Source organism: Gemmata sp. (assembly GCF_051859125.1).
GTDB lineage: Bacteria > Planctomycetota > Planctomycetia > Gemmatales > Gemmataceae > Gemmata.
In genome coordinates, this window is sequence record NZ_JBHYGG010000278.1 from 19,193 (window position 1) to 41,203 (window position 22,011).

Genomic DNA, 22,011 nt, shown 5'->3' on the forward strand with positions numbered 1-22,011 from the left:
CCGACATGCACGTGTGCCCGATGACGACCGGGCCGGTCCCGCACGTCGGGGGGCCGATCCTCCCGCCCGGGTGCCCGACGGCCCTCATCGGCGGGCTCCCCGCGGCCCGGACGGGCGACCAGTTAACGTGCGTGGGGCCGCCGGATGTGATCCTCGGCGGGAACCCGACGGCCCTCATCGGCGGGCAACCGGCCGCGCGAATGGGCGACTCGACGGCCCACGGCGGGACGATCATCCTCGGCTGCGTCACCGTCCTGGCGTAGCTCCCCGAACGAGGTCCGAACGTGGCCGACTACCTCCAGACCGACCGCCCGCTCACGATCTCGACCCCGCTCGGGCCGGACGCGCTGCTCGTCGCCGCGTTCCGCGGGCGGGAGGCGGTCTCGGAACTGTTCGCGTTCGAGTTCCACCTGCTCGCCCCGCTCGCGAACCCGCCGGTCGATCTCGACGAGTTGCTCGGTCAGACCGTGACGGCCGACGTGAACCCGATCACCGACCTGCTCGGGCCGCCGCGGAAGGTCTGCGGGGCGGTCACCGCGGTCCGCCAGGGGCACCGCGACAGGGAGTTCACCCACCTCCACGCGACCGTGCGCCCGCCGTGGTGGTACGCGACGCTGCGGACGAACTCGCGGGCGTTCCAGCAGGTCACGGTGGTGGACATCCTGAAGGACGTGCTCGGGCCGTTCGGCGCGATCGAGACGCGGCTCGCGACGGAGTACCCGGTGCGGGACTACACGTGCCAGTACCAGGAGGCGGACTTCGCGTTCGCGTCGCGGCTGATGGAAGAGGAGGGGATCTTCTACTCGTTCAGGCACGAGGACGGGAAGCTCACGCTGGTCCTCGCCGACACGCTGGCGAACGCGCCGGCGGCCGCCGTCCCGCTCGGGCTCCGGTACGACCCCGCGTCCGGCCCCGCGGCGCCGGGCCGCGAGTGCCGGGCGTGGGCGTGGGAGAAGACCCGGGCCGTGTGCCCCACGGCCGTGACGACGTGGGACGCGACGTTCGAGCTGTTCCGCCAGAACCTCGCCGCGGACGCGACCGCGCCGGCGACCGCGACCGCCGGCGAGGTGACGCACAAGCTCGCGCCCAAGGCCGTCGGGCCGGTGCCGGTGTACCTGCACGACGGCGACTCGGCGAAGCGGTTCGACGGCGTCGAGCCGGGGGGCGGGGACCAGTCCAAGAAGCTGCAAGGCGTGTACGACGACGCCCGGCGGACCGCCCGGGTCCGGGCCGAGGCGCTGGCGGCCGCGGCGGTCCGCGTCGCCGGCGAGGGGAACTGCCCGCACCTCGTTCCCGGTACGACGGTCGGGCTGACCGGGCACTACGACGCGGACGGGACGTACCTCGTCACCGCGGTCGAGCACGAGGCCGAGTTCCACGGGACGTACGGGCCGGGCGACGCGGGGACCGCGTCGTACCGGAACACGTTCGCGGCCGCGCCGCCGGACCTGGCCCCCCGCCCGCCCCGGGCGACGCCCCGGCCCCGGGTCGGCGGGCCGCTCACCGCGGTCGTCGTGGGGCCGAGCGGCCAGGAGATCTTCGTCGACAAGTACGGCCGGGTGAAGGTCCAGTTCCTGTGGGACCGCCAGGGCAAGTTCGACGCGAACAGCTCGTGCTGGGTCCGGTGCTCCCAACTGTGGGCCGGGAAGCAGTGGGGCGCGTTCTTCTGGCCGCGGATCGGGATGGAGGTGGTCGTCCACTTCGAGGACGGCGACCCGGACCGGCCCCTCATCACGGGGTGCGTGTACAACGGGACCAACAAGCCGCCGCCCGACCTGCCGGGCGAGGCAATGATCGCCGGGATCAAGACGTGCATCTTCCACGGCGACCCGGCCTCGCAGTACAACAGCATCTACTTCTTCGACGCGCCGGACTACGAGTACATTCTGATCCACTCGGAGACGCACACCGTCTCGAACGCCGAGGTGCACAAGTCCGAGTACGTGCCGGGGATCTCGTTCGAGTTCCGGGGCACCATCTAACCGCGTCGGAGGGTCGCTTCCATGGGTCTGTACGACGCCCTGACTCTGACCAGCGAAAAGACGGAGTGGACGACCCTGCTCAGTGGGTCGTACTCGGTGTCGATGGGCGACACTCTGTCTTCATTCATCGGGGCCGGCCGGCAGACGCACATCGTCGGCGACGAGATCAAGTACGTCTTCGACTGGGAGTCGTTCCTGGAACTCGGGCACGTCCCCATACTCGGTTCGCTCTTGGAGGTGTTGCCGGTCAACGCGCTGCTCGGCGAAGGCGGCAACATGACGTGGACGTTCGGCCGCAAGACCGACCTCCACTACCTCGGTCCATCCGTCACGATCAAGCGCGCCGGGTCCGTGTCGGCCACGAGTAAGTCGAACTTCTTTGCGGCCGACGACCAGGCGAAGGACAAAGATTTCAAGGGCACCGCCGAAGAGTGGGCCGTTCGAGAGAAACTCGCAACGTACACTGGGGTCATCACGGCCCTCCTCTCCGCCGCGATGATCGCCATCAACACCGGTGCCGAGGTGGTCGCCCGCGTAAAGTATCAGGACCAGTACAAGAAGTCCGACAAGGAAGCAGTCGAAAAAATGGTCCTGTTTTGCACCATCAGCCTCTTGTTGACTACTCGAATGATGTATCTGATCAAGTCAATAGAGTTATTTACAGCTTTCGGGCAACGTGCCATAGGTACATACTACGAATCGCTTTCTAAGCTCCATAACGTAGCGGCCGCGACAGCTTTGGCTATTTTATCTGACGGATTGGGAGATGATATTGAAAATCGGTTGGACGAGGCCAGCGAATCGGCCAGCAAATTCGCGGAGCGACTAAAATTCCTTAAAAGAGCGTGGGACTGGGTCTCCGATAAGTTTAAGTCCTAGCCTTCGTCTCAATTAAACTCTCGGAGGTCGCGTGCCGAACCCAATATCGTCTCTCGAACAATCGATCGGACCCAACGAAGACCATGACGTCCTCGGGAGTTGGTGCGTCACCGCCGGTGGCGGGGCGTCCCTGTGCTGCTACGGCGAAGACCTGATCCTGTCGTCCCGCGGCAAGGGAACTAACCTGTTCCTCGACGCGACCGGGACAGCGAGCATTTACACCGGGTGCGCACAGTTCGTTATGGAGGCGTCGGACACCGCCGGCCAGGTGAACGTGACCTCCGGGGCCGAGGGGACGATCTCGTTTCTGAGCGGCCTCCCGGACCTCGGGTCGCTCACCACACTCGAAGCGACGGCCACGACCATTCAGGTCGGCGTGCCCGACGTCGGGCCGGTCATCAAGCTCACGATGGACTCGATCACCCTGCAGGTCGGGCCGCCGGGCGTCGGGGCGAGCATCGTGATGAACGCGACGTCGATCACCCTCAAGGTCGGCGAGGTGAGCCTGTCGCTCGGCTTGGCCGGGATCAACGAGTCGGTTCTGGATGTCGTCACCCGCGCCGCGGCCGTGACCGGGCACACGCTCAAGGCGGCCGAGACGTCGGCCGAAGTCGGCGTCGCCGGGATCACCACCTCGGCCCCGATCTCGTCGGACACGGCCGAGGCGAGCGCGGCGTTCAGCGCGGCCCTCTCCAACGACTCGGCCGACGCGATGAAGACCATCAAGGGCGGCATCGTCATGATCCAGTAACGGGGGGAAGTGTGGAGATCCCATCACTGGCACAGATCCTGTCGGGCATCGACGACGCGATCAAGGAGTTCGAGGCGACTGCGCCACTCGCGGCGAACCCGACCGAGCGTAAGATCCTGCAGGCGTCGGCCGCGGACCTCCGCGGCATCCGCGCCCGGATCGAGAAGGAGGTTCCCGCGAACCTCAACGCATTCCACGACCTGATGCAGAAGATGCAGCGGGACGGCGAGCAACTCGCCAAGGATATCGAGGCCCAGCAGGCGAAGCTCGCGGACATCGAGGCCGCCGCGGCCGCCCGTGCCGCCGCGGCGGCAACCCCCGCCCCAGTGCCGGTCGTGCCCGAGGAGCCGAAGGTGGACCTTGGCCTCGGTGCGGCCCTCCGGTCGGACCTGCTCGGCAAGCTGTTCCCCGACGCCCGGCCCGCGGACCCGTTCGACCCCGGCAAGGACATCTGGCAGGACTGGAAATGACCCCGGACCCGACCCTCCCGCAGCCGACCGCGGCCGACGTGTGCCGCCTGTTCGTGCCCACCCCGCCGGCCCGGGCGCTGCTCGCGCCGGGGCTCGCGGCCCGCGACTACTTCGCCGCACTCGTCGCCGCCGGGCACCTCGCCGACGCCCGCCGGGTGCTCGCCCACTCGCTGCCGCCCCGGAGAGCCGTGTGGTGGGCGGCGCTGTGCCTGCACCACGCGGCCGGTGAGGTGCCGTTCGAGACGCCCGAGGAGGCCGGGGCGTTCGACGCGGCCACGCGGTGGGTCGTCGCGCCCTCCGAGGCGACCCGGCGCGCGGCCGAGGCCGCCGCGTGGCTCGCGCAACCGACGACCGCCGCTGGGGTGCTCGCGATGGCGTGCTTCCTGTCGGGCGGGAGCGTCTCGCGGCCGGGTCTGCCGCCGGTCTTCGCCGCCCCGCACCTGAGCGGCCGGCTGTGCGGGGCCGTCGTGTACCTCGCGTCGGTCCGGTTCGACCCGGCGAAGTACCTGCGGCACCTCCGGGACTACCTCGCGATCGGGCAGGACGTGGCGGCGGGGCGGAACCTTCCCCCGGGCCGACCGGAGCCGGAACCCTGGGCCGAACCGCGGGCCGCGGCCCCCGACCCGGGCGCGGTCGACCGCCTGGCCGGGTTCCTCGCGGCCGGCCCGGCCGCGGGCGAGCGCCGGCCCGGTGAGGTGCTGTACACCCTGGGGACCGGGGGGCGCTCGTGAGCCCGCCCGCCCCGACGCCCGGCCGCGCAACCCGCCCGCCCACACCGGCGGCCGAACTCGTGCGCGACCTGAAGCTCTCCGAAGACGGCCGCTCGCTCCTCCGCCCCGAGATGACCGGGGCCGAGTTCTTCGACGCGCTCGTGAGGGCGCGGCTCCTTCCCGACGCGGCCCGCCTCATCGCACGGGCCATGCTGCCACGGGAGGCGGTGTGGTGGGGCGCACTGTGCGTGTGGGCGACGGCCGGCCCGCAGCCCGCGGTGAGGCCCGAGGCGGCCGTGCGGGCGGCGGTGACGTGGCTCCGGGAGCCGACCGACGTGAACCGCCGGGCGGCCGGGGCCGCCGGGACCGCGGCCGGCCCCACCACCCCGGCCGGGCTCGTCGCGACGGCCGCGTTCCTGGCCGACGGGAGCCTCGCCCCGGATGGGCAACCGGAGGTGCGGGCCGACCCGCACCTGCCGGCAACCCTCGTCGCCGAGGCGGTCCTGAACCTGTCCCGCGCGGCCGGCCCCGCCCCGCCCGGCGGCCCGCTCCTGCGGCAGTTCCTCGCGGTCGCCGTGGACGTGTTCCGCGGCACGAACACGTCGCACGGGAAGGTGTGATACCAGTAGCTTCAGGTTGCGAGTTCAACGTTCACAGTTGGAAGCCCGGCACGGGTCGAACCCGCAACGTTGGACCCGACACTTGAGGCTACTGAAGTCTTGTTGTTTGCCAACTGTAGCCGGCGTCTGTGAGGCCGGGCGTCTGCGAGTCCCACAGGCCCGGCCTCACAGAGGCCGGCTACAGAGCGGGGAAGGATCTCTGCGATCCGGTTAGGAGTTACGCAGTTGGTTGGTGGGGCAGACATTCGTGTCTGCCTCCAACCGCCTCACGAGGCAGACACGAATGTCTGCCCCACCAAAATCAAGCCGATCCGGGCCCAACTGCGTAACTCCTACCGGTATAATTCGGGCCGCTCGAATCACGGTCTCCAGAACGGCACCGCGCGCGGCCGGCCCCCGGGCGCGATCACGGCGGCACAGTCATGCGATGGACCAGAACACAGGCGGAAGAGGCGCTCACCGCCCGCGAGGCGTTCGAGAAGTTGACCCTCGACGACCTCCGGCCGCTGGCCGGGTTGCTGGCGGCCGACCCGCCGAAGCGGAAGACCGAACTGGTCCCGCTCCTGGCCGGCGTCATGGCCGACCCGGGCCGGGTCCGCGACCTCTACGGCCGACTCGACCCGCTCTCGCAGAACGCGGTGCGGGTCGCGGCGGTCGACCCGGCCGGGCGGCTCGACCGGGACAAGTTTCGGGCCTGGTTCGGCGGGGTGCCGCGGCTCAACGACGCCGACCCGGCCCGTGCGTCGCGGTCGTACAGCTACGCGGACCAGCGGAAGATCAAGCCCGTTATCCTGCGCCTCTTCTTCCCCCGGTACGACCACCTGCCGACCGACACCCGGGCGCTCCTCCGCGAGTTCGTCCCGCCGCCCGACCCGTTCGCCGTCCCGACCCGCGACGCACCCCCCGAGACGCACACGCTTCGCGCGCGCGATTGGTACGACCCGGGCCACAAGTCGGAGGAGTGGGAGGAACCGGTCCGCGTGCGGGAGACGGCGGCCGCCGCCGGGGCCGACGTCCGGACCGTGTTGCGGCTGATCGAGGCCGGCAAGGTCCGGGTCACGGACAAGAAACTGGTCCCCACGGAGGCCGCCCGCCAGGCGGTGGCCGGGGTCCTCGCCGGCGGGGACTTCTACGCCCCGGGCGACGCCGGCGAGTCGGAGTACGACCCGTCGTTCGACGTCGGCATCCGGTCGTTCGCGTGGCCGGTGCTGGTGCAGGCCGGCGGGCTGGCCGAGAAGAGCGGGGGCGCCCTGAAGTTGACCGCGGCGGGGAAGAAGGCCCTCACCGCCCCGCCGCCGGACGTGCTCCGCAAGCTGTGGGCGGCGTGGCTCAAGACGCGGATGTTCGACGAGTTCGCCCGGGTGGACGCGATCAAGGGCCAGGGGCGGGCGCGGATGAGCGCCGCCGCCGGGCGCCGGGCGGAACTGGTCGCGGGACTGGCCGCGTGCCCGGTCGGGCGGTGGTTCGCGGTCGAGGACTTCTTCCGGCTCCTGCGGGCGACCGGGCGGGAGTTCACCGTCGCCCACGACGCTCACGAGTTGTACATCGCCGAGCACTACTACGGGAACTTCGGGTACAGCGACGGGCACGCCTGGGAGCAGCTCCAGGGCCGGTTCGCTCTGGCCTTCCTCTTCGAATACGCCGCCACGCTCGGGGCCGTCGACGTGGCGTACCTCCCGCCGCAGGGCGTGCGGAACGACTTCCACGACCGGTGGGGCGCGGACGACTTCTCCTGCCTGTCGCGGTACGACGGGCTGCTCTACCTGCGGGTGAACCCGCTCGGGGCGTGGCTCCTGGGCTCGGCCGACGCGTACCGCCCCGCGGCCCCGACGCGGAGCGACGTGCTGCGGGTGCTGGCGAACCTCGACGTGGTCGCGGCCCGCGACCTCCCCGCCGCCGACCGGCTCGTCCTGGAGCGGTTCGCGGACCCCGCTTCGGAGGGGGTGTGGAAGCTGTCGGCGGCGAAGGTGCTCGCGGTGATCGAGCAGGGCGGGAGCGTCGACGAGCTGGAGCAGTTCCTGGCGCCGCGGGCGACCGGGGAGTTGCCCGGAACCGTCGCCACGTTCCTGGCGGACCTGCGGGCGAAGGCCGGGCGCCTGACCGACGCGGGGCCGGCCCGGCTGATTGCGTGCGCCGACGCGCACAGCGCGGCGGAACTGGCGGCCGACCGCGGGCTGAAGGGGAAGTGCCTGCGGGCCGGGGACCGGTTCGTGGTGGTCCGCGAGGCCGACCTCGACGCCGTGCGGAAGGCGGTCCGCAAGCTCGGCTACGTGTGGCCGGTACCCGCCGACTGACGGCGGGTCCGGGGTGCGGTGCGGCGGCGCGCCGGGCCGCGCCGTGTCGGGGGCGTCATACCGAATCTCATGTATTCGTTTCGATCTGGTGGGGCAGGCATTCTTGCCTGCCTCCAGTCGCGTCCGGAGGCAGGCAAGAATGCCTGCCCCACCAAGGGCAACTGATCCACGCGATTCGGTATCAGACCGGGATGAGCACGGTGTCGATGACGTGGATCACGCCGTTGCTACAGGCGATATCGGCCTTCGAGACGGTGGCCGCGCCGACCTTGACCCCGTGCGTCGTGTCGATCGCCAGCCCGCCGCCCTGGACCGTCGTGGCGGTCTTGCCGTTCAGCCCGGCGACGTCCGCCGCCATCACCTTCCCGGCGACGACGTGGTACGTCAGGATGGCGGTCAGCTTGGCCTTGTCCGCGAGCACGGCGTCCAGGGTGCCCGCGGGCAACTTCTTGAACGCGTCGTCGGTGGGGGCGAACACGGTGAACGGCCCCGACCCCTTCAGGGTGTCCACCAGGCCGGCCGCCTTCACGGCCGTGACCAGGGTCGAGAACGAGCCGGCCGCGATCGCGGTGTCTACGATGTCTGCCACGGGAAGTACCTCGGATGGTGCGGCGGTGCCCGGACCCACCGCCCGCGGGAAACGCTCCCGCAGGCCCGTGAGTCCGTCCGTCGCCAGCTCATGCATAGGCGGGGCGTGCCGGCCCTGGACCAATCCTTTGTGACAAACTTTTCGGCGGTTATTTGCGAGTCGGGACTGCGGTTTAGCTGCACTTCTGCGCCCCGTCCTTGAACCGCGTCGGTTGCAGATCTCACGTCACCACACGCGACATTCGTCGGTCACGGGGACTATGAATGGGCGCGGAGGCCGACCCGCCCGCGCACCCGGCATCAAGAGCCCGAGTACCACAATGGATGAGCGCGAGCGGCCGAACCGGGACGGCACGGTCGGCCACGACGCCCCCTTCGACCCGAACGGCCGCCCGGTACCACCCACCGGCCCGCGGTCCGAGCCGGCGCCGCGGGTGGCGGTCGTCGGTGCCGGGGTCGCCGGGCTGGCGTGTGCGCGAGCCCTCACCGACCGCGGGTTCGATTTGACCGTCTTCGACAAGGGCCGCGGCCCCGGCGGGCGGACCGCCACCCGCCGCGTCGACCCGGACCAGGCGTTCGACCACGGGGCGCAGTACTTCACCGCGCGGCACCCGGACTTTGTCCGAACCGTCGGGGCGTGGCTGGAACGCGGGGCCGCCGCCGAGTGGGGCGGGCGGGTGGTGAAACTGGAGCGCGGCGTCGCCGTCGACACGCCCCCGCAGCGCCGGTACGTCGGGGTGCCGGGGATGTCGGCGGTCGCCGCCCACCTGGCCGCGGCCCTCGCGGTGCGCCACGGGACGCGTGTCGCACGCACCGCCCGCACGCCCGCCGGGTGGCAGGTGGTCGACGAGTCGGGCGGCGCGTCCGGCCCGTTCGACTTCCTGGTCGTCGCCCTGCCCTCGCCGCAGGCGGCGGAGGTGCTCGCGCCGCACCCGTTCGCGGCCGAGGCCGCGGGCGTCCCGATGGCCCCGTGCTGGGCGGTACTCGTGGCGTTCGGGGAGCGGCTCGACGTGCCGTGGGACGGGGCGTTCGTGAGCGGCTCGCCGCTGTCCTGGGTCGCCCGGAACAGCTCCAAGCCCGGCCGCCCGCGCGGCCCCGATTGCTGGGTGCTGCACGCGGGCGCGGAGTGGTCCGCGGCGCACCTCGAGGAGCCGCCGGCCGCCGTCGCTCCCCTGCTCCTTGGTGCGTTCGCCGCGGCCGCGGGCCGGACCCTCCCGCCGCCGGTCCACCGGGCCGCACACCGGTGGCGGTACAGTCTCGGGGCCGACGCCGCGAACCGCACGACGCTGTTCGACGCCGCCGGACTGCTGGTGTGCGGCGACTGGCTCGCCGGCGGGCGCGTCGAGGGGGCGTACCTCTCGGGCGCCGCGGCCGCGGCCCGCATCGTCCGGGAGACGGCCGCACCCCACCTACCCGCGGGGTAGGGTAGGGGCCGGTGTGCCCGGTCGCTCCTTGTGATCGGGTGTCGCGCTCCGGTGCCGGTCCGTGCGAACGCAACGGCTCCCAACCCGAGCCCGCTCCTTCGTCGAATTCCCCCCCGTCTGTGACGGAAGGTTGTCTCGTGACCCCGCCAGAACCCGCCGCCGGATCCGTGTTCGTGACCGGGGCCACCGGCTACGTGGGCGGCCGCCTCGTCCCCGCGCTCCTCGCGGCCGGGTACGGCGTGCGGTGCCTCGCGCGCGAGCCCCGCAAGCTCGACGAGCGGCCGTGGCGGGCGGACCCGAACGTCCGGGTCGTGGCCGGCGACATGTCGGACGTGGACCACCTGAGCGGCCAGTTGGAGGGCTGCTCCGCGGCCTACTACCTCGTCCACTCGATGGAGGCGAAGGGCGGGGAGTACGCCGCCCAGGACCGGCTGCTAGCCTCCAACTTCGCCCGCGCCGCGGCCCGCGCGGGGGTGCGGCGGATCGTCTACCTCGGCGGCCTCGGCGAGCTGGGGGCGGGCCTGAGCGAGCACCTCCGGTCGCGCCGCGAGGTCGAGACCGGGCTCGCCTCGACCGGCATCCCGGTCACCACGTTCCGCGCGGCCATGATCATCGGGGCCGGCTCGGCGTCGTTCGAGATCCTCCGCTACCTCGTCGAGCGCCTGCCGGTCATGGTCACCCCGTCGTGGGTGAAGACCGAGTCCCAGCCGGTCGCCATCGACGACGTGCTGCACTGGCTGGTCCGCTGCCTCGGGGTGCCGGAGACGGCCGGCACGACGCTCGAGATCGGCGGCCCGGACGCGCTCCCGTACCGCGAGTTGATGCGGATCATGGCCGAGGAACTGCACCTGCCCCGGCGGCTCGTGGTGCCCATCCCCATCCTCACGCCGCGGCTGAGTTCGCTGTGGATCGGGCTGGTCACGCCGGTGTCGTACCGCATCGCCCGGCCGCTCGCCGAGGGGCTCCGGAACCGCGTGGTCGTGACGAGCGGCGAGACCCAGCGGCTGATGCCGCACACGGCGGCGGGCGCCCGGGACGCGATCCGGCAGGCGATCAAAAGTGTCGAGGCGAACGCCGTCGAGACGCGGTGGTCGGCCGCGGGCACCGTGCCGGGCGACCCCGAGTGGGCGGGCGGAACGGTGTTCACGGACCGGCGGTCGGTGGAGGTCCAGGCCGACCCGCGGCAGGTGTTCGCGGCCGTGTGCCGGATCGGCGGGGGCCACGGGTGGTACGCCGGGGACGTCCTGTGGCGGGTCCGGGGGTGGATGGACACGGTGGCCGGCGGGCCGGGGCTGCGGCGCGGACGGCGGAACTCCGAGAGGGTCGAGTTCGGCGAGGCGCTCGACTTCTGGCGCGTCGCCGGCGTCGAGCGGGACCGCTCGCTGTCCCTGCGAGCGGAGATGAAACTGCCGGGCGAGGCGAAGCTGAACTTCGAGGTGCACCCGGGCGAGGGGGGCGGCGGAACCCGGCTCACGATGACGGCCCTGTTCCGCCCCCGCGGGCTCTTCGGGCTCCTGTACTGGTACGCGGTGGTGCCGCTCCACGGCATCGTGTTCGGGGGCATGCTCCGGGGCATCCGGAAGACGGCCGAGGCGCTGTACCGGGCCGAGCACCCGGCCCCCGCCGCGGCCCCGCCCGCCGCACCGGCCGCACCGGGCTACGGCCGCGCCCGGCTCTGGCTCGGGATGTCCGCGGTCGGAACCCTGGTCGCCCTCGCGGCGGTCGCACTGGCGCTGGGCCTCCCCGGACGTGCCGCGCCCGACGCCGAAGCGCCCGTGGGGGATCACCTGCTGGGACTGCTTGGCTTCGTGCTGCTCTACGCCGTCGTGCAACTCCCGTTCGACCTGCTGGGCGGGTACCTGCTCCCGCGCCGCTACGGCCGCTCCCACCCGTCGCCGGGACGGTACCTGTCGGGCCTCGCGCGCGGGGTCGCGGCCCACACGACGGTGCTGCTCGCGGCCGCCGTCGCCCTGCTTTTCGCGGGGCGGTACGGGGGCGCGGCCGGGACCGCGGCCGCCGGGGCGCTCCTCGCGCTTGCCGCCCTCCGCGGGCGGGTCGCGCTCGCGTCCGCCGTGGCCCGCCTCGAACTGACCCCGAGCGCGCCCGAGGGCACGTCGCCGGGCGACCGCGTCCCGGTCGCCCTGGGGGAGAGGGCGGACGAGGGGTTCACGGGGTCGGTCGTCGGCGTCCTGCGCCCGCGGCTCCACCTGCTGCCGATGAAGTGGCGCGAGGTGCTCGGGAGCGAGGGGCTCCGGGTCGCGCTGCGGCGGCGGTGCCTGGCGGTCCTGACGGGCAGTTGGCGGCGGGGCCGGGTGCTGGCCCTGCTGTTCACGCTGACCGGCGTCGCGGCCGCGGCCCTGCTCGTCGGCCCGGACCGGCTCGGGACGGCCGCCGGGACCATCGAACTGAGCCTGTGGTTCACCCTTTGGTCCTTTCTCGGCCTGCTGACCCTGCCGACGCTGAGCCGCCGCGGCGTGGCCGAGGTCGACGAACGGCTCCTGTCGGAGGGGTGCCCGCGCGAGGCGCTGGAGAAGGTCGTTCGCCAACTCGACGACCTGCAGGACGGCGAGCGCGACCGGTCGCCCCTGATCGAGACGATCTTCCACCCCGTGCCCAGCGTGACCCAGCGGCTCCGCGGCCCGCACTCGCACGGCCGGCTCGGGTACTGGGACGCGGCCCGCACGGCGGTGTACCTGAGCCCCGCCGGGCTCGGGCTGCTCGGCCGCGCGGTCCACTGCAACTGCGGCCGGCCCGCGCTCTGGGTGTTTCTCCCCGCGGACTGACCACGACCGGCCGCGACAACCGCCGAGGGAAGAAATGACCGCGCCCGCACCCCGACCCGACCCGCCCGCCTGGGCCACATGGTGGCTCCGCGCCGCCGGCGTCTACAACCTCGCGTGGGGCGCGGTGGTCATCGCGTTCCCGCACCTGCTGTTCGACCTGTGCGGCATCGCCCGCCTGAACTACCCCGAGATCTGGCAGTGCGTCGGGATGATCGTCGGGGTGTACGGCGTGGGGTACCTCGTTGCCGCCGGCGACCCGCGGCGGCACTGGCCGATCGTGCTCGTCGGACTGCTGGGGAAGGTGTTCGGCCCGATCGGGTTCGTCGGGGCGCTCGCACAGGGCACCTTCCCGCCGGCCTTCGGCCTGACGATTCTGACCAATGACCTGGTCTGGTGGGTTCCGTTCGCGCTCATCTTGTGGGACGCGGCGAGGGACCGGAACGCGGCCCCGGCCGGGCCGGTGAAAGGGACCGCATGACGAACGACGTGGTGATCGTCGGTGCCGGGCTGGCGGGGCTGTGCTGCGCCCGCGAGTTGCACCGGCGGGGCGTCCGGTTCCGGCTCCTCGAAGCGGCCGACGGGGTCGGCGGGCGGGTCCGCACCGACGTGGTGGACGGGTTCCGGCTCGACCGCGGCTTCCAGGTGTTCCTCACCAGCTACCCCGAGGCGCAGCAGGTGCTCGACTACCCCGCCCTCCGTCTGAAGTCGTTCCTCCCCGGCGCGCTCGTCCGGGCCGGCGGGGCGTTCCACACCCTCACCGACCCGTGGCGCCGGCCGGTCGCGGCGGTCCGCTCGCTGCTCGCGCCGGTCGGGTCGCTGTCCGACAAGCTGCGCGTCGCGCGGCTCCGCTCGCGCGCGCTGAAGGGGAGCGTCGCGGACCGCTTCCGCGACCCCGAAACCACCACCCTCGAAGCTCTGAAAGGCAACGGCTTCTCGGACACGATGATCGAGCGGTTCTTCCGGCCGTTCCTGGGCGGCATCTTCCTGGAGCCGGAGCTGAGCACCTCCAGCCGGATGTTCCAGTTCGTCTTTCGGATGTTCTCGCGGGGCGAGGCGTGCCTGCCGGCCGACGGGATGGAAGCGATCCCGCGGCAACTCGCGGCGGGGCTGCCGCCGGAGAGCATCCGCCTCGGGGCGCGCGTCGAGCGGGTCGGACCCGACGCGGTGCGGCTCGACACCGGCGAGGAACTCCGCGCCCGGGCGGTCGTCGTGGCGACCGAGGGCGCGGCCGCGGCCCGGCTCCTCGGCGGCGACATCCCGGCCGCGGCGCAGGGCGTCACCTGCCTGTACTTCGCCGCGCCGCGCCCGCCCGTCGCGCGCCCCGTTCTCGTGCTCAACGGCGAGGGCCGCGGCCCGGTGAACAACCTGTGCGTGCCCACCGCCGCCGCCCCGACGTACGGCCCCGCCGGTGCGAGCCTCGTGTCCGCGACCGTGCTCGGCACCCCGCCCGACGAGGACCGCCTCCGCGCCGAGGTGCGCGAGCAACTCGCCGGGTGGTTCGGCCCCGCGGTCGGCGACTGGCTGCACCTGCGCACGTACCGCATCCCGTACGCGCTCCCGCGGCAGGCGCCGCCGGCGCTCGCCGAACCGGAGCGCCCCGTCCGGTGGCGGCCGGGCGTGTACGTCTGCGGCGACCACCGCGACAACGCCTCGATCAACGGGGCGATGGTGTCCGGGCGGCGGGCGGCCGAAGCGGTTTCGGCCGACCTCGCGTGAACGGGATCTCCACACCCTTGAGGCGCACCGATGAGCGGACCCGATCACGAGCGGCACATGCGCCGGGCGATTGAGCTGACGGCGAACGCGCCGGACCGGCCGTTCGCGGCGGTGATCGTTCACCGCGGCACGGGGGACGTGGTCGCCGAGGGGTGGAACAAGTCGGACGACAACCCGACCCTGCACGGCGAGATCGACGCCATCAACAACCTGATCGCGGCCGCGCCCGCCGCCGACCGGGCCGACCTGGTCCTGTACACGACGGCCGAGCCGTGCCCGACGTGCCAGGGGGCGGTCCTGTGGAGCGGGATCGGGGCGGTCGTGTTCGGCGCGTCGATCCGGTTCCTGTTGGACATCGGCTGGCGGCAGATCGACGTCCCGGCCGAGGAGCTCGCGCGGCGCAGCCCGGGGTGGCGGTGTACGGTCGTCGGCGGGGTGCTGGAAGCGGAGTGCAACGAACTGTTCCTCACCGCTTCACGGGCCGCCCCCGGGCGGTGACGGACCGGCCGGCCCGGTCCGCGCCCGGCGGCACCGCTCCGAGCAGAACCGGACGCGGTCCCAGTCGCGGGCCCACTTCTTCCGCCAGACGAACGGCCGGCGGCAGGCCGCGCAGGTCTTCTCCGGCAGGTCGGATCTGGGCTTGGTTCGCGGCACCGGCTCACCCGTGAAGGCGGTCCAAAAACGCTCCGGCCACGCGGCGGTGCTCCGCCAACTTCGGGCCGAGCCGGTCCCTCAGCTTCGCGATCATCGCTGTCCGCGGGTTCGCCGCAAAGAAGTCGGCGTGGCGGTCGATGAACCGCCAGTACAGCGCGTCCCAGAGGCCGCACCACGGCCCCTTCTTGAAGTCGCTCATCTTGAGCACGTAGCTGCTGCCGGAAATGTACGGCTTGGTCGTCATCAGCCCGCCGTCGGCGTGCTGGCTCATGCCGTACACGTTCGGCACCATCACCCAGTCGTAGGCGTCCACGAACAGTTCCATGAACCACCGGTACACGGCGTCCGGACGCACGTCGCACAGCAGCAAGAAGTTGCCGAGGACCATCAGCCGCTCGATGTGGTGGCAGTACCCGGTCCGGAGCACCCGGCGGACGACGTGATCGACCGGGTCGATGCCGGTGGTGCCGTCGTAGAGGGCCGCCGGGACGTCGCGGGTCAGCCCCCAGAAGTTCCGGGTCCGCTGCCCGCGGCCGCGGGCGAGGTAGGCGAGCCGGACGAACTCCCGCCACCCGATCACCTGCCGGACGAACCCCTCGAGCGAGTTCAGCGGGACTCGGCCGGCGCGGGCGAGGGCGGCATCGACCACCTGCCGGGGCGAGAGCAGCCCGGTGTTCAGGACCGGGGTCAGCACCGAGTGGAACACGGCGTCGTGTTCGGTGCTGATGGCGTCCTCGTAGTCCCCGAACCGGTCCAGCCGCCGGGCGACGAACTCGTCGAGCCGCGCCGCCGCACCGGCGTGATCGGTCGGGTAGGGGAACGGCTCGTCGCCGCCGAGCGCGCCGGGGAACCGGCCGCGGACGTACCGGCGGGCCTCCCGAACGAACTCGTCCTCGGCCGGGGCCGGGACCGGCGGGACGGCCGCGGCCTTCGGGAGCCTCTTGCGGTTCTCGGCGTCGAAGCTCCACTTCCCGCCGACCGGCTTGCCCCGGTCCAGCAGGACGCCGAGGCGCTTCCGCTGGGCGGTGTAGAAGTCGGTGAAGTAGAGCTTCTCCTTGCCGGCGGCGAACCGCTCGAGCTCGCCCGCGGGGGTCAGGAAGTGGGGGTCGTCGAGCCGGTCGAGGCGGACCCCGCGGGCCCGGAGCCCCGCGGTCAGCCGGCGCGTCAGCCAGTCGTCGCACGGGTCGACGACGCGCGCCGCCCGGACCCCCCAGCCCGCCAGGCGGGCCGCGACGGCCCCGGAGTCCGGCAGTTCGGCGGCCTCGATGTAGTGGACGCGGGCGCCGGCCGCCGCCAGCCCCGCGGCGTACCGTTTCATGCTCACCCGGTGGAGGATCAGCTTCTGCCGGTGGAAGGGGTACTGCGTGAAGAACAGCGGGTCCTCCACGAGCACGACCGCGTCGGCCCCGGCGACCGCCGGGTGGTCCGCGAAGAGCTGGTGGGGGTAGACGAGGGCGGCGGTTCGCATGAGCGGGCCGGGGCGCGCGGGATCGGGCACTCCCGTTAAGACCGCAGACGGGCCCCGCTCGCAACGGGCCCGCCCGACCAGAAGCCCAGGGGGTTCAACCCCTGGGCGGGGGGACAACAACCAACCGCTGACCGGTCCGGTCGCCCTCGGCGTCACCGGGCGGCCGCGGACTTCGCCCCGCTCCGCAGCGCCGGGTCGAGGTCGAAGCGGTCGAGGTTCATCACCTTGGTCCACGCGGCCACGAAGTCCCGCACGAACTTCTCCTTCGAGTCGTCACTGGCGTACACCTCCGCGATGGCCCGGAGCTGCGAGTTCGACCCGAACACGAGGTCGGCGGAACTGGCGGTCCACTTGACCTTGCCGGTCTTCGGGTCGCGCCCGTCGAAGAAGTGCTCGCACACCGCGGACTTCTTCCACTCGGTGTTCGTGTCGAGCAGGTTCACGAAGAAGTCGTTGGTCAGCGCCTCGGGGGTCTTGGTGAAGACGCCCAGTTGCGTGCCCCCGGTGTTGGCGTTCAGCACCCGCAGCCCGCCGACGAGGACGGTCATTTCCGGGGCCGTGAGGGTGAGCAGGTTCGCGCGGTCGACCAGCAGCGCGTCGGCCGGCCGCGTCAGCTCCCGGCTGAAGTAGTTGCGGAACGCGTCCGAGGTCGGCTCCAGCACGGCGAACGACTCGGCGTCGGTCTGCTCCTGCGATGCGTCCGTGCGGCCCGGGGCGAACGGAACGGTCACCTCGTGCCCGGCCTTCTTCGCCGCCTGTTCGACCGCCGCGCAGCCGCCGAGGACGATCACGTCGGCGAGCGAGACCTTCTTCCCGCCGGCCAGTGTCTTGTTGAAGTCGGTCCGCACCTTCTCCAGGACCGCCAGCACCTTCGCGAGTTCGTCCGGCTGGTTGGCCTTCCAGTCCTTCTGCGGGGCGAGGCGGATGCGCGCCCCGTTGGCCCCGCCGCGCTTGTCGGTGCCGCGGTAGGTCGAGGCCGAGGCCCACGCGGTCGCGACCAGTTGCGACGCGGACAGCCCCGAGTCGAGGATCTTGGTCTTCAGGGCGGCGACGTCCTGCTTGTCGATGAGCGTGTGATCGACCTTCGGCACCGGGTCCTGCCACACCTGCGGCGGGGCGACCTCCGGCCCGAGCAGGCGCGACACCGGCCCCATGTCGCGGTGCGTGAGCTTGTACCACGCCTTGGCGAACGCCGCGTCGAACTCCTTCGGGTTCTCGTGGAACCGCTTGGCGATCTTGGCGTAGGCCGGGTCCGTCTTGAGGGCGATGTCGGTGGTGAACATCATCGGGGCGTGCGACTTCTTCGGGTCGTGCGCGTCGGGCACGGTGCCCTTGGCGGCCACTTCCTTCGGGGTCCACTGGTTCGCGCCGCCCGGCCCCTTGGTCAGCACCCACTCGTACTTGAACAGGTTGTCGAAGTACCCGTAGGACCACTTCGCCGGGGTGGTCGTCCACGCCCCTTCGAGGCCGCTGGTGATCGTGTCGGCCCCCGCGCCCTTGCCGAAGATGTTCTTCCAGCCGAGCCCCTGTTCTTCGAGCGGGGCCCGTTCGGGTTCGGGGCCGACGTTCTTCTCGGGGTTCGCCGCCCCGTGGGCCTTGCCGAGCGTGTGGCCGCCGGCGATGAGGGCGACGGTCTCCTCGTCGTTCATCGCCATGCGGCCGAACGTGGTGCGGATGTCCCGGGCGGCGGCGAGCGGGTCCGGTGTGCCGTTGGGCCCCTCGGGGTTGACGTAGATCAGGCCCATCTGGGTCGCGCCGAGCGGCTGCTCGAGCTTGCGGTCGGCGGTGTGGCGCTTATCGTCGAGCCACTTGGTCTCCGGGCCCCAGTAGATGTCCGCGTCGGGCTCCCAGGTGTCCACGCGGCCGCCGGCGAAGCCGAACGTCTTGAACCCCGACGACTCGAGGGCGCAGTTCCCGGCGAGGACCATCAGGTCGGCCCACGAGATCCTCTGTCCGTACTTCTGCTTGATCGGCCACAGCAGCCGGCGGGCCTTGTCGAGGTTCGCGTTGTCGGGCCAACTGCCGACGGGCGCGAGGCGGATGATGCCCGAGGCCGCGCCGCCGCGCCCGTCGGTGACGCGGTACGTCCCCGCGCTGTGCCACGCCAGCCGGATGAACAGCCCCGCGTAGGTGCCGTAATCGGCCGGCCACCAGTCCTGCGAGGTCGTCATCAGTTTCTTGATGTCCGCCTTCACGGCCCCCAGGTCGAGCTTCTTGAACTCCTCGGCGTAGTTGAAGTCCTCGCCCAGCGGGTTGCCCTTGGGCGAGTGCTTGTGCAGGACGTCCACGTTCACCTGGTTCGGCCACCAGTTGGCGTTCCGGTACGCGGCCCCGGCCGGCAGCGGCTTCGGCCCCCCGGTCGTCGTCGGCCCGACCGGTGCCGGCGGCTGCGCGCCGGCCGGTGTGTCGAAACCCAGCGGGCACTTGGCGGCGACCGGACCGGTGGCGACCGGGTTCGCGGGCCGCGGGCCCGGGTTGTCGGCCCGAGCGGGGCGGGTCTCGACGAGCACGAGTGCGGCCGCGCACAGCGCGGCACAGCCCATCGCGACGCCGGTCCAGAGAGTCGGCCTGGTCATGGGACCTCCAAGGGTGTTGCGGGAACTCGGCACCCACGGCGCGGCCGGGCGCGTCGCGATCGCGTGGCGGTGGAGGGCGGGCGCCGGCACCTGGCCGTGCCCCCCCTCGGTTCCGCAGCGACTTCGAGACGCGCCCGCCCGGGCCTCCTGAGTGCGGAGTGCAAGGGGGGCTCGCACGCCTAGTCTAGTCGGTCGGCCCCAGCGTTACTCCCTCTCGCTCCATGCCGAACGATAGGCCGGGGCTATCGCCCCCGGGGCCGCACCGTGCGGTCTCGGGCGCGCGTCGTCGCACCCGGCATGAGATCGCCTCCTCAAGGAGTGAAGTGGGCCGACCCACCGGGATCGGTTGAGAAGATCGGGCCGGCTACGCCGCCGCGCGTGACCTGAGCGGGAGAAGCGCCGAGCCGAGGGGAGGTGCGGATGCGTGGAGGGGAGATCGGTGCGTCACCGGGCACCAGGCTCGGCCGGTCGCGTCGGAGGCACGCGCCGAGGGGCACGCCACGTCATGCGAGGCTACGTGCCTGACGACTCACTGGAAGTTCCCGGGGCGGTGCCTGTGGCGACACCCCGGTGCGGTGCGATGTCGAAGTGGAGGACCTCCTCGCCGACCCCGAGTTTGGAGTACAGCGCGACGGCCGGGCCGTCACCGCGGTCGGCCTGGACGTAGATCACCCACGCCCCGCGGTCGGCGGCGACGGCGCGGAGCCGGTCGATCAGACCCGTCGCGACGCCCCGGCGCCGGAACGGCTCGTCCACCGCGAGGTCGTAGATGTAGACCTCGGTGCGGGCCTGCTCGAACTTGGGCAGGACGTAGGCCGCGAGCCCGCCCACCACGCGGCCGGCGTCCAGGGCCGCCACGGCGACGAACCCCGGACTGCCGAGTAGACCGGCGAGGTAGTCCGCGCCCGGTTGGGCCGACTCGTAGGTGCCGGGGTCGGCGAACGCGCGGCCGAACAGCGACAGCATCGAGCGCATGCCAGCAACGTCATCGGGGCCGAGAACGCGGAACTCCAAGTCAAGCCTCCTCGCCCCGTCGCGCCTCTCTGCGCCGCAGAACGACCGCACTGAGCAGCCGAGGCCACGCCGGACAGCGATGAGTCGGGGGAACCACTATGGCGGCCCCGGTCTGCTGCAGCGGAAGGTTCGGCGTGCCTTTGTGACCCCCGACGATCAGGCCCAGCCGCAGACCGCGCACACCATGACCTTCGAGTTCGACCAGAGGTGCGTCCGGCACTCCGGGCACCGCGCCTCGCGATGGAGCGCCGCGCCCAGGCTGCTCGCGTTCGCCTCCGAGTCCTGGTACGCGACCGCCCCCGTCTTCCACTCGCCCCACTCCGGCGGCTCGCCCGGCTCCGGCGTATGCGCCCAGCTCGACCTGGCGATGCCCAGGAACAGCACGCTGCGGTCGCACGGCACCTGACCGGCCGACGGCGGGTTGTCCGCGAACACGCGGCGGAGGAACTGGGCCAACTCGGGCGGGGTGAGCGAGCGGAGGAAGGCCAGCGCGCGGGCCTGCTCGACGGCATCGCCCTGCGCACCCCTGCGGGCCGCTTGGCGGAGTTCGCGTGCCCGCTCCTCCGCGTCCCGGTCACGTTGGCGACGAAAACCCATCGGTGTGCCTCCTTGGCCGAACGACACCGCTCAGCAGCGACGGGGCTACTGAACCTACACGTCACGAAAACCCGTCATGCCCAGCCGGCAGGTGCAGCGCCGGGTTCGGCCTGCCTTTGCTGCCCGCATCCCGGCATGAACGACGTGTCGCTCGGGCCGGCCCCGACCTTGCCGTCGAGCAAACCCAGGTACGCTTCCCCGATCTCGACGAGCCGCCACGTTTCGATGTCGGCGTTGAATGCCCCGCCGGTGAACCCCATGAGGTTGAGGACGCCCTTGCTCAGGTGGGGCGGAGCCGACCGGAGCGTTTCCAGTAGTGAGACTATTGCCCCACGGACGAGCTTATCGCCCTCGGGCGTGGCCACTGCCTCCTCCAGCCCTTCGGGAACGCAGCCGGTGAAGAACCCACGGGATGCCAACAACCACTGGTCTCGAATGCTAGCGGCCAGCGACCCCGACTCGACCGGGTCTTCGACGTGCAGGGCGAGGAAGCGTAGCCACAGCTCCAGGATACTGTCCCGCATCCAGAACCCGCGGTCGCCGATACCTGCGAACGTCGTCCCCACCGACCTCTCCTGTGTCGCCTAACGATCAAGCTCACCTGCCCGGCCACGTCCCCGGGAGCAACTCAAAACAGACAGCATGGCCGGGCAGGTGAGCTTGATCGTTAGGCCTTGAGGCTACTCCTTGCCGAGCACCAAGTCCACCACCCAACAGCCGCGAACGTGCGGGCCAGAACCACGGCAGTGGCCCAAGATGTCGTCGTTGTCACAGCCCGCGTCTTGGAGCGCGTCGGCCAAGATCGGCATCGCGGAGAAGTCTCGCGACTCGTACATCTGACGGGCCAGAGCCACTGCGGTACCCGTGCGCCACGCCGGGGAGAAGGGGACGGAGCGGAACGGGCTACTGAAGATGTCTCGGAGGAGTTTCTCCTTCTCAGCGTACTCCGCACCATCTGGCGGAACACCGGCGCTCCGCAGATGCACCTTCGGATCGAAAACGAAGTCGTGCGCGGGATCGAGCGAGGTGTCCTGGGCTACGATGAACGCTCCGCACGTCTGCTCGTAATAGGGAGCGGCCAGGAACCTTGCTGCGTTGATCGCGCTCAGGACGCGAACCGAGAGCTGTGTTCCCGACGAAGCCTCACCCCTCTGCTGGATCTCGAGTTCGTTGAAATCGGGGTGCGCGTGCGCCGAATAAAGTTCCGCCTTTGTTGCCTTGCCGTCAGCGTAAGCGTCGGAGAGTTCCACGACCTCCTTCGCCGCGTTCAGGCACAACAAGTCCCACACCCGCCGACAACAGGCGGCGGCAAAAAGCCGAAGGCGACGATGCTCACCTCTCTCGCGAAGAAAATGCGTGAGGTGGACCAGATGCGAACCCGCGAGCCATTCGGCTTCATTCATCTCGCGGCCCACTGTGCGCCCTTCTGCGGCCTAAAGAATCCATGCAAGCCGTGTGCGTTAGTGTGAGGGGTGGTCGCCCTTC

Annotated in this window: 21 protein-coding genes; 13 read left to right on the plus strand and 8 right to left on the minus strand. The window is 71.7% G+C overall.

Annotation, left to right across the window (positions count from 1 at the left end; genetic code table 11):
- Positions 1-5 precede the first annotated feature (5 nt).
- The 8 genes from ACTIGN_RS28200 (at position 6) to ACTIGN_RS28235 (ending at position 7,706) form a co-directional block, all read left to right on the plus strand.
- On the plus strand, positions 6-263 hold the full coding sequence (locus ACTIGN_RS28200) for a PAAR domain-containing protein (protein WP_439630219.1): 258 nt from the start codon (positions 6-8) through the stop codon (positions 261-263).
- A gap of 21 nt (positions 264-284) precedes the next feature.
- Entirely contained in the window at positions 285-1,982 is a 1,698-nt protein-coding gene (locus ACTIGN_RS28205; RefSeq protein ID WP_439630181.1) for a type VI secretion system Vgr family protein, read from the plus strand.
- Positions 1,983-2,003: 21 nt separating this feature from the next.
- The gene (locus tag ACTIGN_RS28210) at positions 2,004-2,861 is read left to right on the plus strand and encodes a hypothetical protein (RefSeq protein WP_439630183.1); all 858 of its coding nucleotides are present in this window, start codon (positions 2,004-2,006) and stop codon (positions 2,859-2,861) included.
- Between the two features lie 31 nt (positions 2,862-2,892).
- Positions 2,893-3,612: a hypothetical protein gene (locus ACTIGN_RS28215; protein ID WP_439630185.1), complete on the plus strand. Its 720-nt coding sequence runs from the start codon at positions 2,893-2,895 to the stop codon at positions 3,610-3,612.
- 11 nt (positions 3,613-3,623) lie between these two features.
- On the plus strand, positions 3,624-4,082 hold the full coding sequence (locus tag ACTIGN_RS28220) for a hypothetical protein (RefSeq protein ID WP_439630187.1): 459 nt from the start codon (positions 3,624-3,626) through the stop codon (positions 4,080-4,082).
- Positions 4,079-4,813: a DUF6931 family protein gene (locus ACTIGN_RS28225; RefSeq protein ID WP_439630189.1), complete on the plus strand. Its 735-nt coding sequence runs from the start codon at positions 4,079-4,081 to the stop codon at positions 4,811-4,813. Before ACTIGN_RS28220 ends, ACTIGN_RS28225 begins: the two co-directional genes overlap by 4 nt.
- Positions 4,810-5,412: a DUF6931 family protein gene (locus tag ACTIGN_RS28230; protein WP_439630191.1), complete on the plus strand. Its 603-nt coding sequence runs from the start codon at positions 4,810-4,812 to the stop codon at positions 5,410-5,412. The genes ACTIGN_RS28225 and ACTIGN_RS28230 overlap by 4 nt, the downstream gene beginning before the upstream one ends.
- A 422-nt stretch (positions 5,413-5,834) precedes the next feature.
- Positions 5,835-7,706, plus strand: coding sequence for a hypothetical protein (locus ACTIGN_RS28235; RefSeq protein ID WP_439630193.1), 1,872 nt, complete (start codon positions 5,835-5,837; stop codon positions 7,704-7,706).
- 181 nt (positions 7,707-7,887) lie between these two features.
- Here ACTIGN_RS28235 and ACTIGN_RS28240 read toward each other — a convergent pair whose 3' ends face one another.
- A complete protein-coding gene (locus tag ACTIGN_RS28240; protein ID WP_439630195.1) occupies positions 7,888-8,295 on the minus strand; it encodes a fasciclin domain-containing protein in 408 nt (135 codons plus the stop codon).
- A gap of 319 nt (positions 8,296-8,614) precedes the next feature.
- Here ACTIGN_RS28240 and ACTIGN_RS28245 point away from each other — a divergent pair, with 319 nt between their 5' ends.
- The 5 genes from ACTIGN_RS28245 (at position 8,615) to ACTIGN_RS28265 (ending at position 14,715) form a co-directional block, all read left to right on the plus strand.
- Positions 8,615-9,718, plus strand: a complete 1,104-nt coding sequence (locus tag ACTIGN_RS28245; protein ID WP_439630197.1) for an NAD(P)/FAD-dependent oxidoreductase — start codon at positions 8,615-8,617, stop codon at positions 9,716-9,718.
- A gap of 137 nt (positions 9,719-9,855) precedes the next feature.
- On the plus strand, positions 9,856-12,501 hold the full coding sequence (locus ACTIGN_RS28250; RefSeq protein WP_439630199.1) for an SDR family oxidoreductase: 2,646 nt from the start codon (positions 9,856-9,858) through the stop codon (positions 12,499-12,501).
- 34 nt (positions 12,502-12,535) lie between these two features.
- Positions 12,536-12,979: an alkyl hydroperoxide reductase gene (locus ACTIGN_RS28255; protein ID WP_439630201.1), complete on the plus strand. Its 444-nt coding sequence runs from the start codon at positions 12,536-12,538 to the stop codon at positions 12,977-12,979.
- On the plus strand, positions 12,976-14,217 hold the full coding sequence (locus ACTIGN_RS28260) for an NAD(P)/FAD-dependent oxidoreductase (RefSeq protein WP_439630203.1): 1,242 nt from the start codon (positions 12,976-12,978) through the stop codon (positions 14,215-14,217). Before ACTIGN_RS28255 ends, ACTIGN_RS28260 begins: the two co-directional genes overlap by 4 nt.
- A gap of 57 nt (positions 14,218-14,274) precedes the next feature.
- Positions 14,275-14,715, plus strand: a complete 441-nt coding sequence (locus tag ACTIGN_RS28265) for a nucleoside deaminase (RefSeq protein WP_439630205.1) — start codon at positions 14,275-14,277, stop codon at positions 14,713-14,715.
- Here ACTIGN_RS28265 and ACTIGN_RS28270 read toward each other — a convergent pair.
- The 7 genes from ACTIGN_RS28270 to ACTIGN_RS28300 all read right to left on the minus strand — a co-directional run bounded on the left by ACTIGN_RS28270 (position 14,692) and on the right by ACTIGN_RS28300 (position 21,941).
- The gene (locus tag ACTIGN_RS28270) at positions 14,692-14,871 is read right to left on the minus strand and encodes a DUF2256 domain-containing protein (RefSeq protein WP_439630207.1); all 180 of its coding nucleotides are present in this window, start codon (positions 14,869-14,871) and stop codon (positions 14,692-14,694) included. The genes ACTIGN_RS28265 and ACTIGN_RS28270 overlap by 24 nt on opposite strands.
- 4 nt (positions 14,872-14,875) lie before the next feature.
- On the minus strand, positions 14,876-16,339 hold the full coding sequence (locus ACTIGN_RS28275) for a cryptochrome/photolyase family protein (RefSeq protein WP_439630209.1): 1,464 nt from the start codon (positions 16,337-16,339) through the stop codon (positions 14,876-14,878).
- Between the two features lie 152 nt (positions 16,340-16,491).
- Positions 16,492-18,915: a catalase/peroxidase HPI gene (katG, locus tag ACTIGN_RS28280; RefSeq protein ID WP_439630211.1), complete on the minus strand. Its 2,424-nt coding sequence runs from the start codon at positions 18,913-18,915 to the stop codon at positions 16,492-16,494.
- Positions 18,916-19,428: 513 nt separating this feature from the next.
- Positions 19,429-19,890, minus strand: a complete 462-nt coding sequence (locus ACTIGN_RS28285) for an AAC(3)-I family aminoglycoside N-acetyltransferase (RefSeq protein ID WP_439630221.1) — start codon at positions 19,888-19,890, stop codon at positions 19,429-19,431.
- A 195-nt stretch (positions 19,891-20,085) separates the two neighbouring features.
- Positions 20,086-20,526: a hypothetical protein gene (locus ACTIGN_RS28290; protein ID WP_439630213.1), complete on the minus strand. Its 441-nt coding sequence runs from the start codon at positions 20,524-20,526 to the stop codon at positions 20,086-20,088.
- A gap of 74 nt (positions 20,527-20,600) precedes the next feature.
- Complete coding sequence (locus ACTIGN_RS28295; RefSeq protein ID WP_439630215.1) at positions 20,601-21,092, minus strand: hypothetical protein; 492 nt, start codon at positions 21,090-21,092, stop codon at positions 20,601-20,603.
- A gap of 114 nt (positions 21,093-21,206) precedes the next feature.
- The gene (locus ACTIGN_RS28300) at positions 21,207-21,941 is read right to left on the minus strand and encodes a hypothetical protein (RefSeq protein WP_439630217.1); all 735 of its coding nucleotides are present in this window, start codon (positions 21,939-21,941) and stop codon (positions 21,207-21,209) included.
- Between the last annotated feature and the right edge of the window lie 70 nt (positions 21,942-22,011).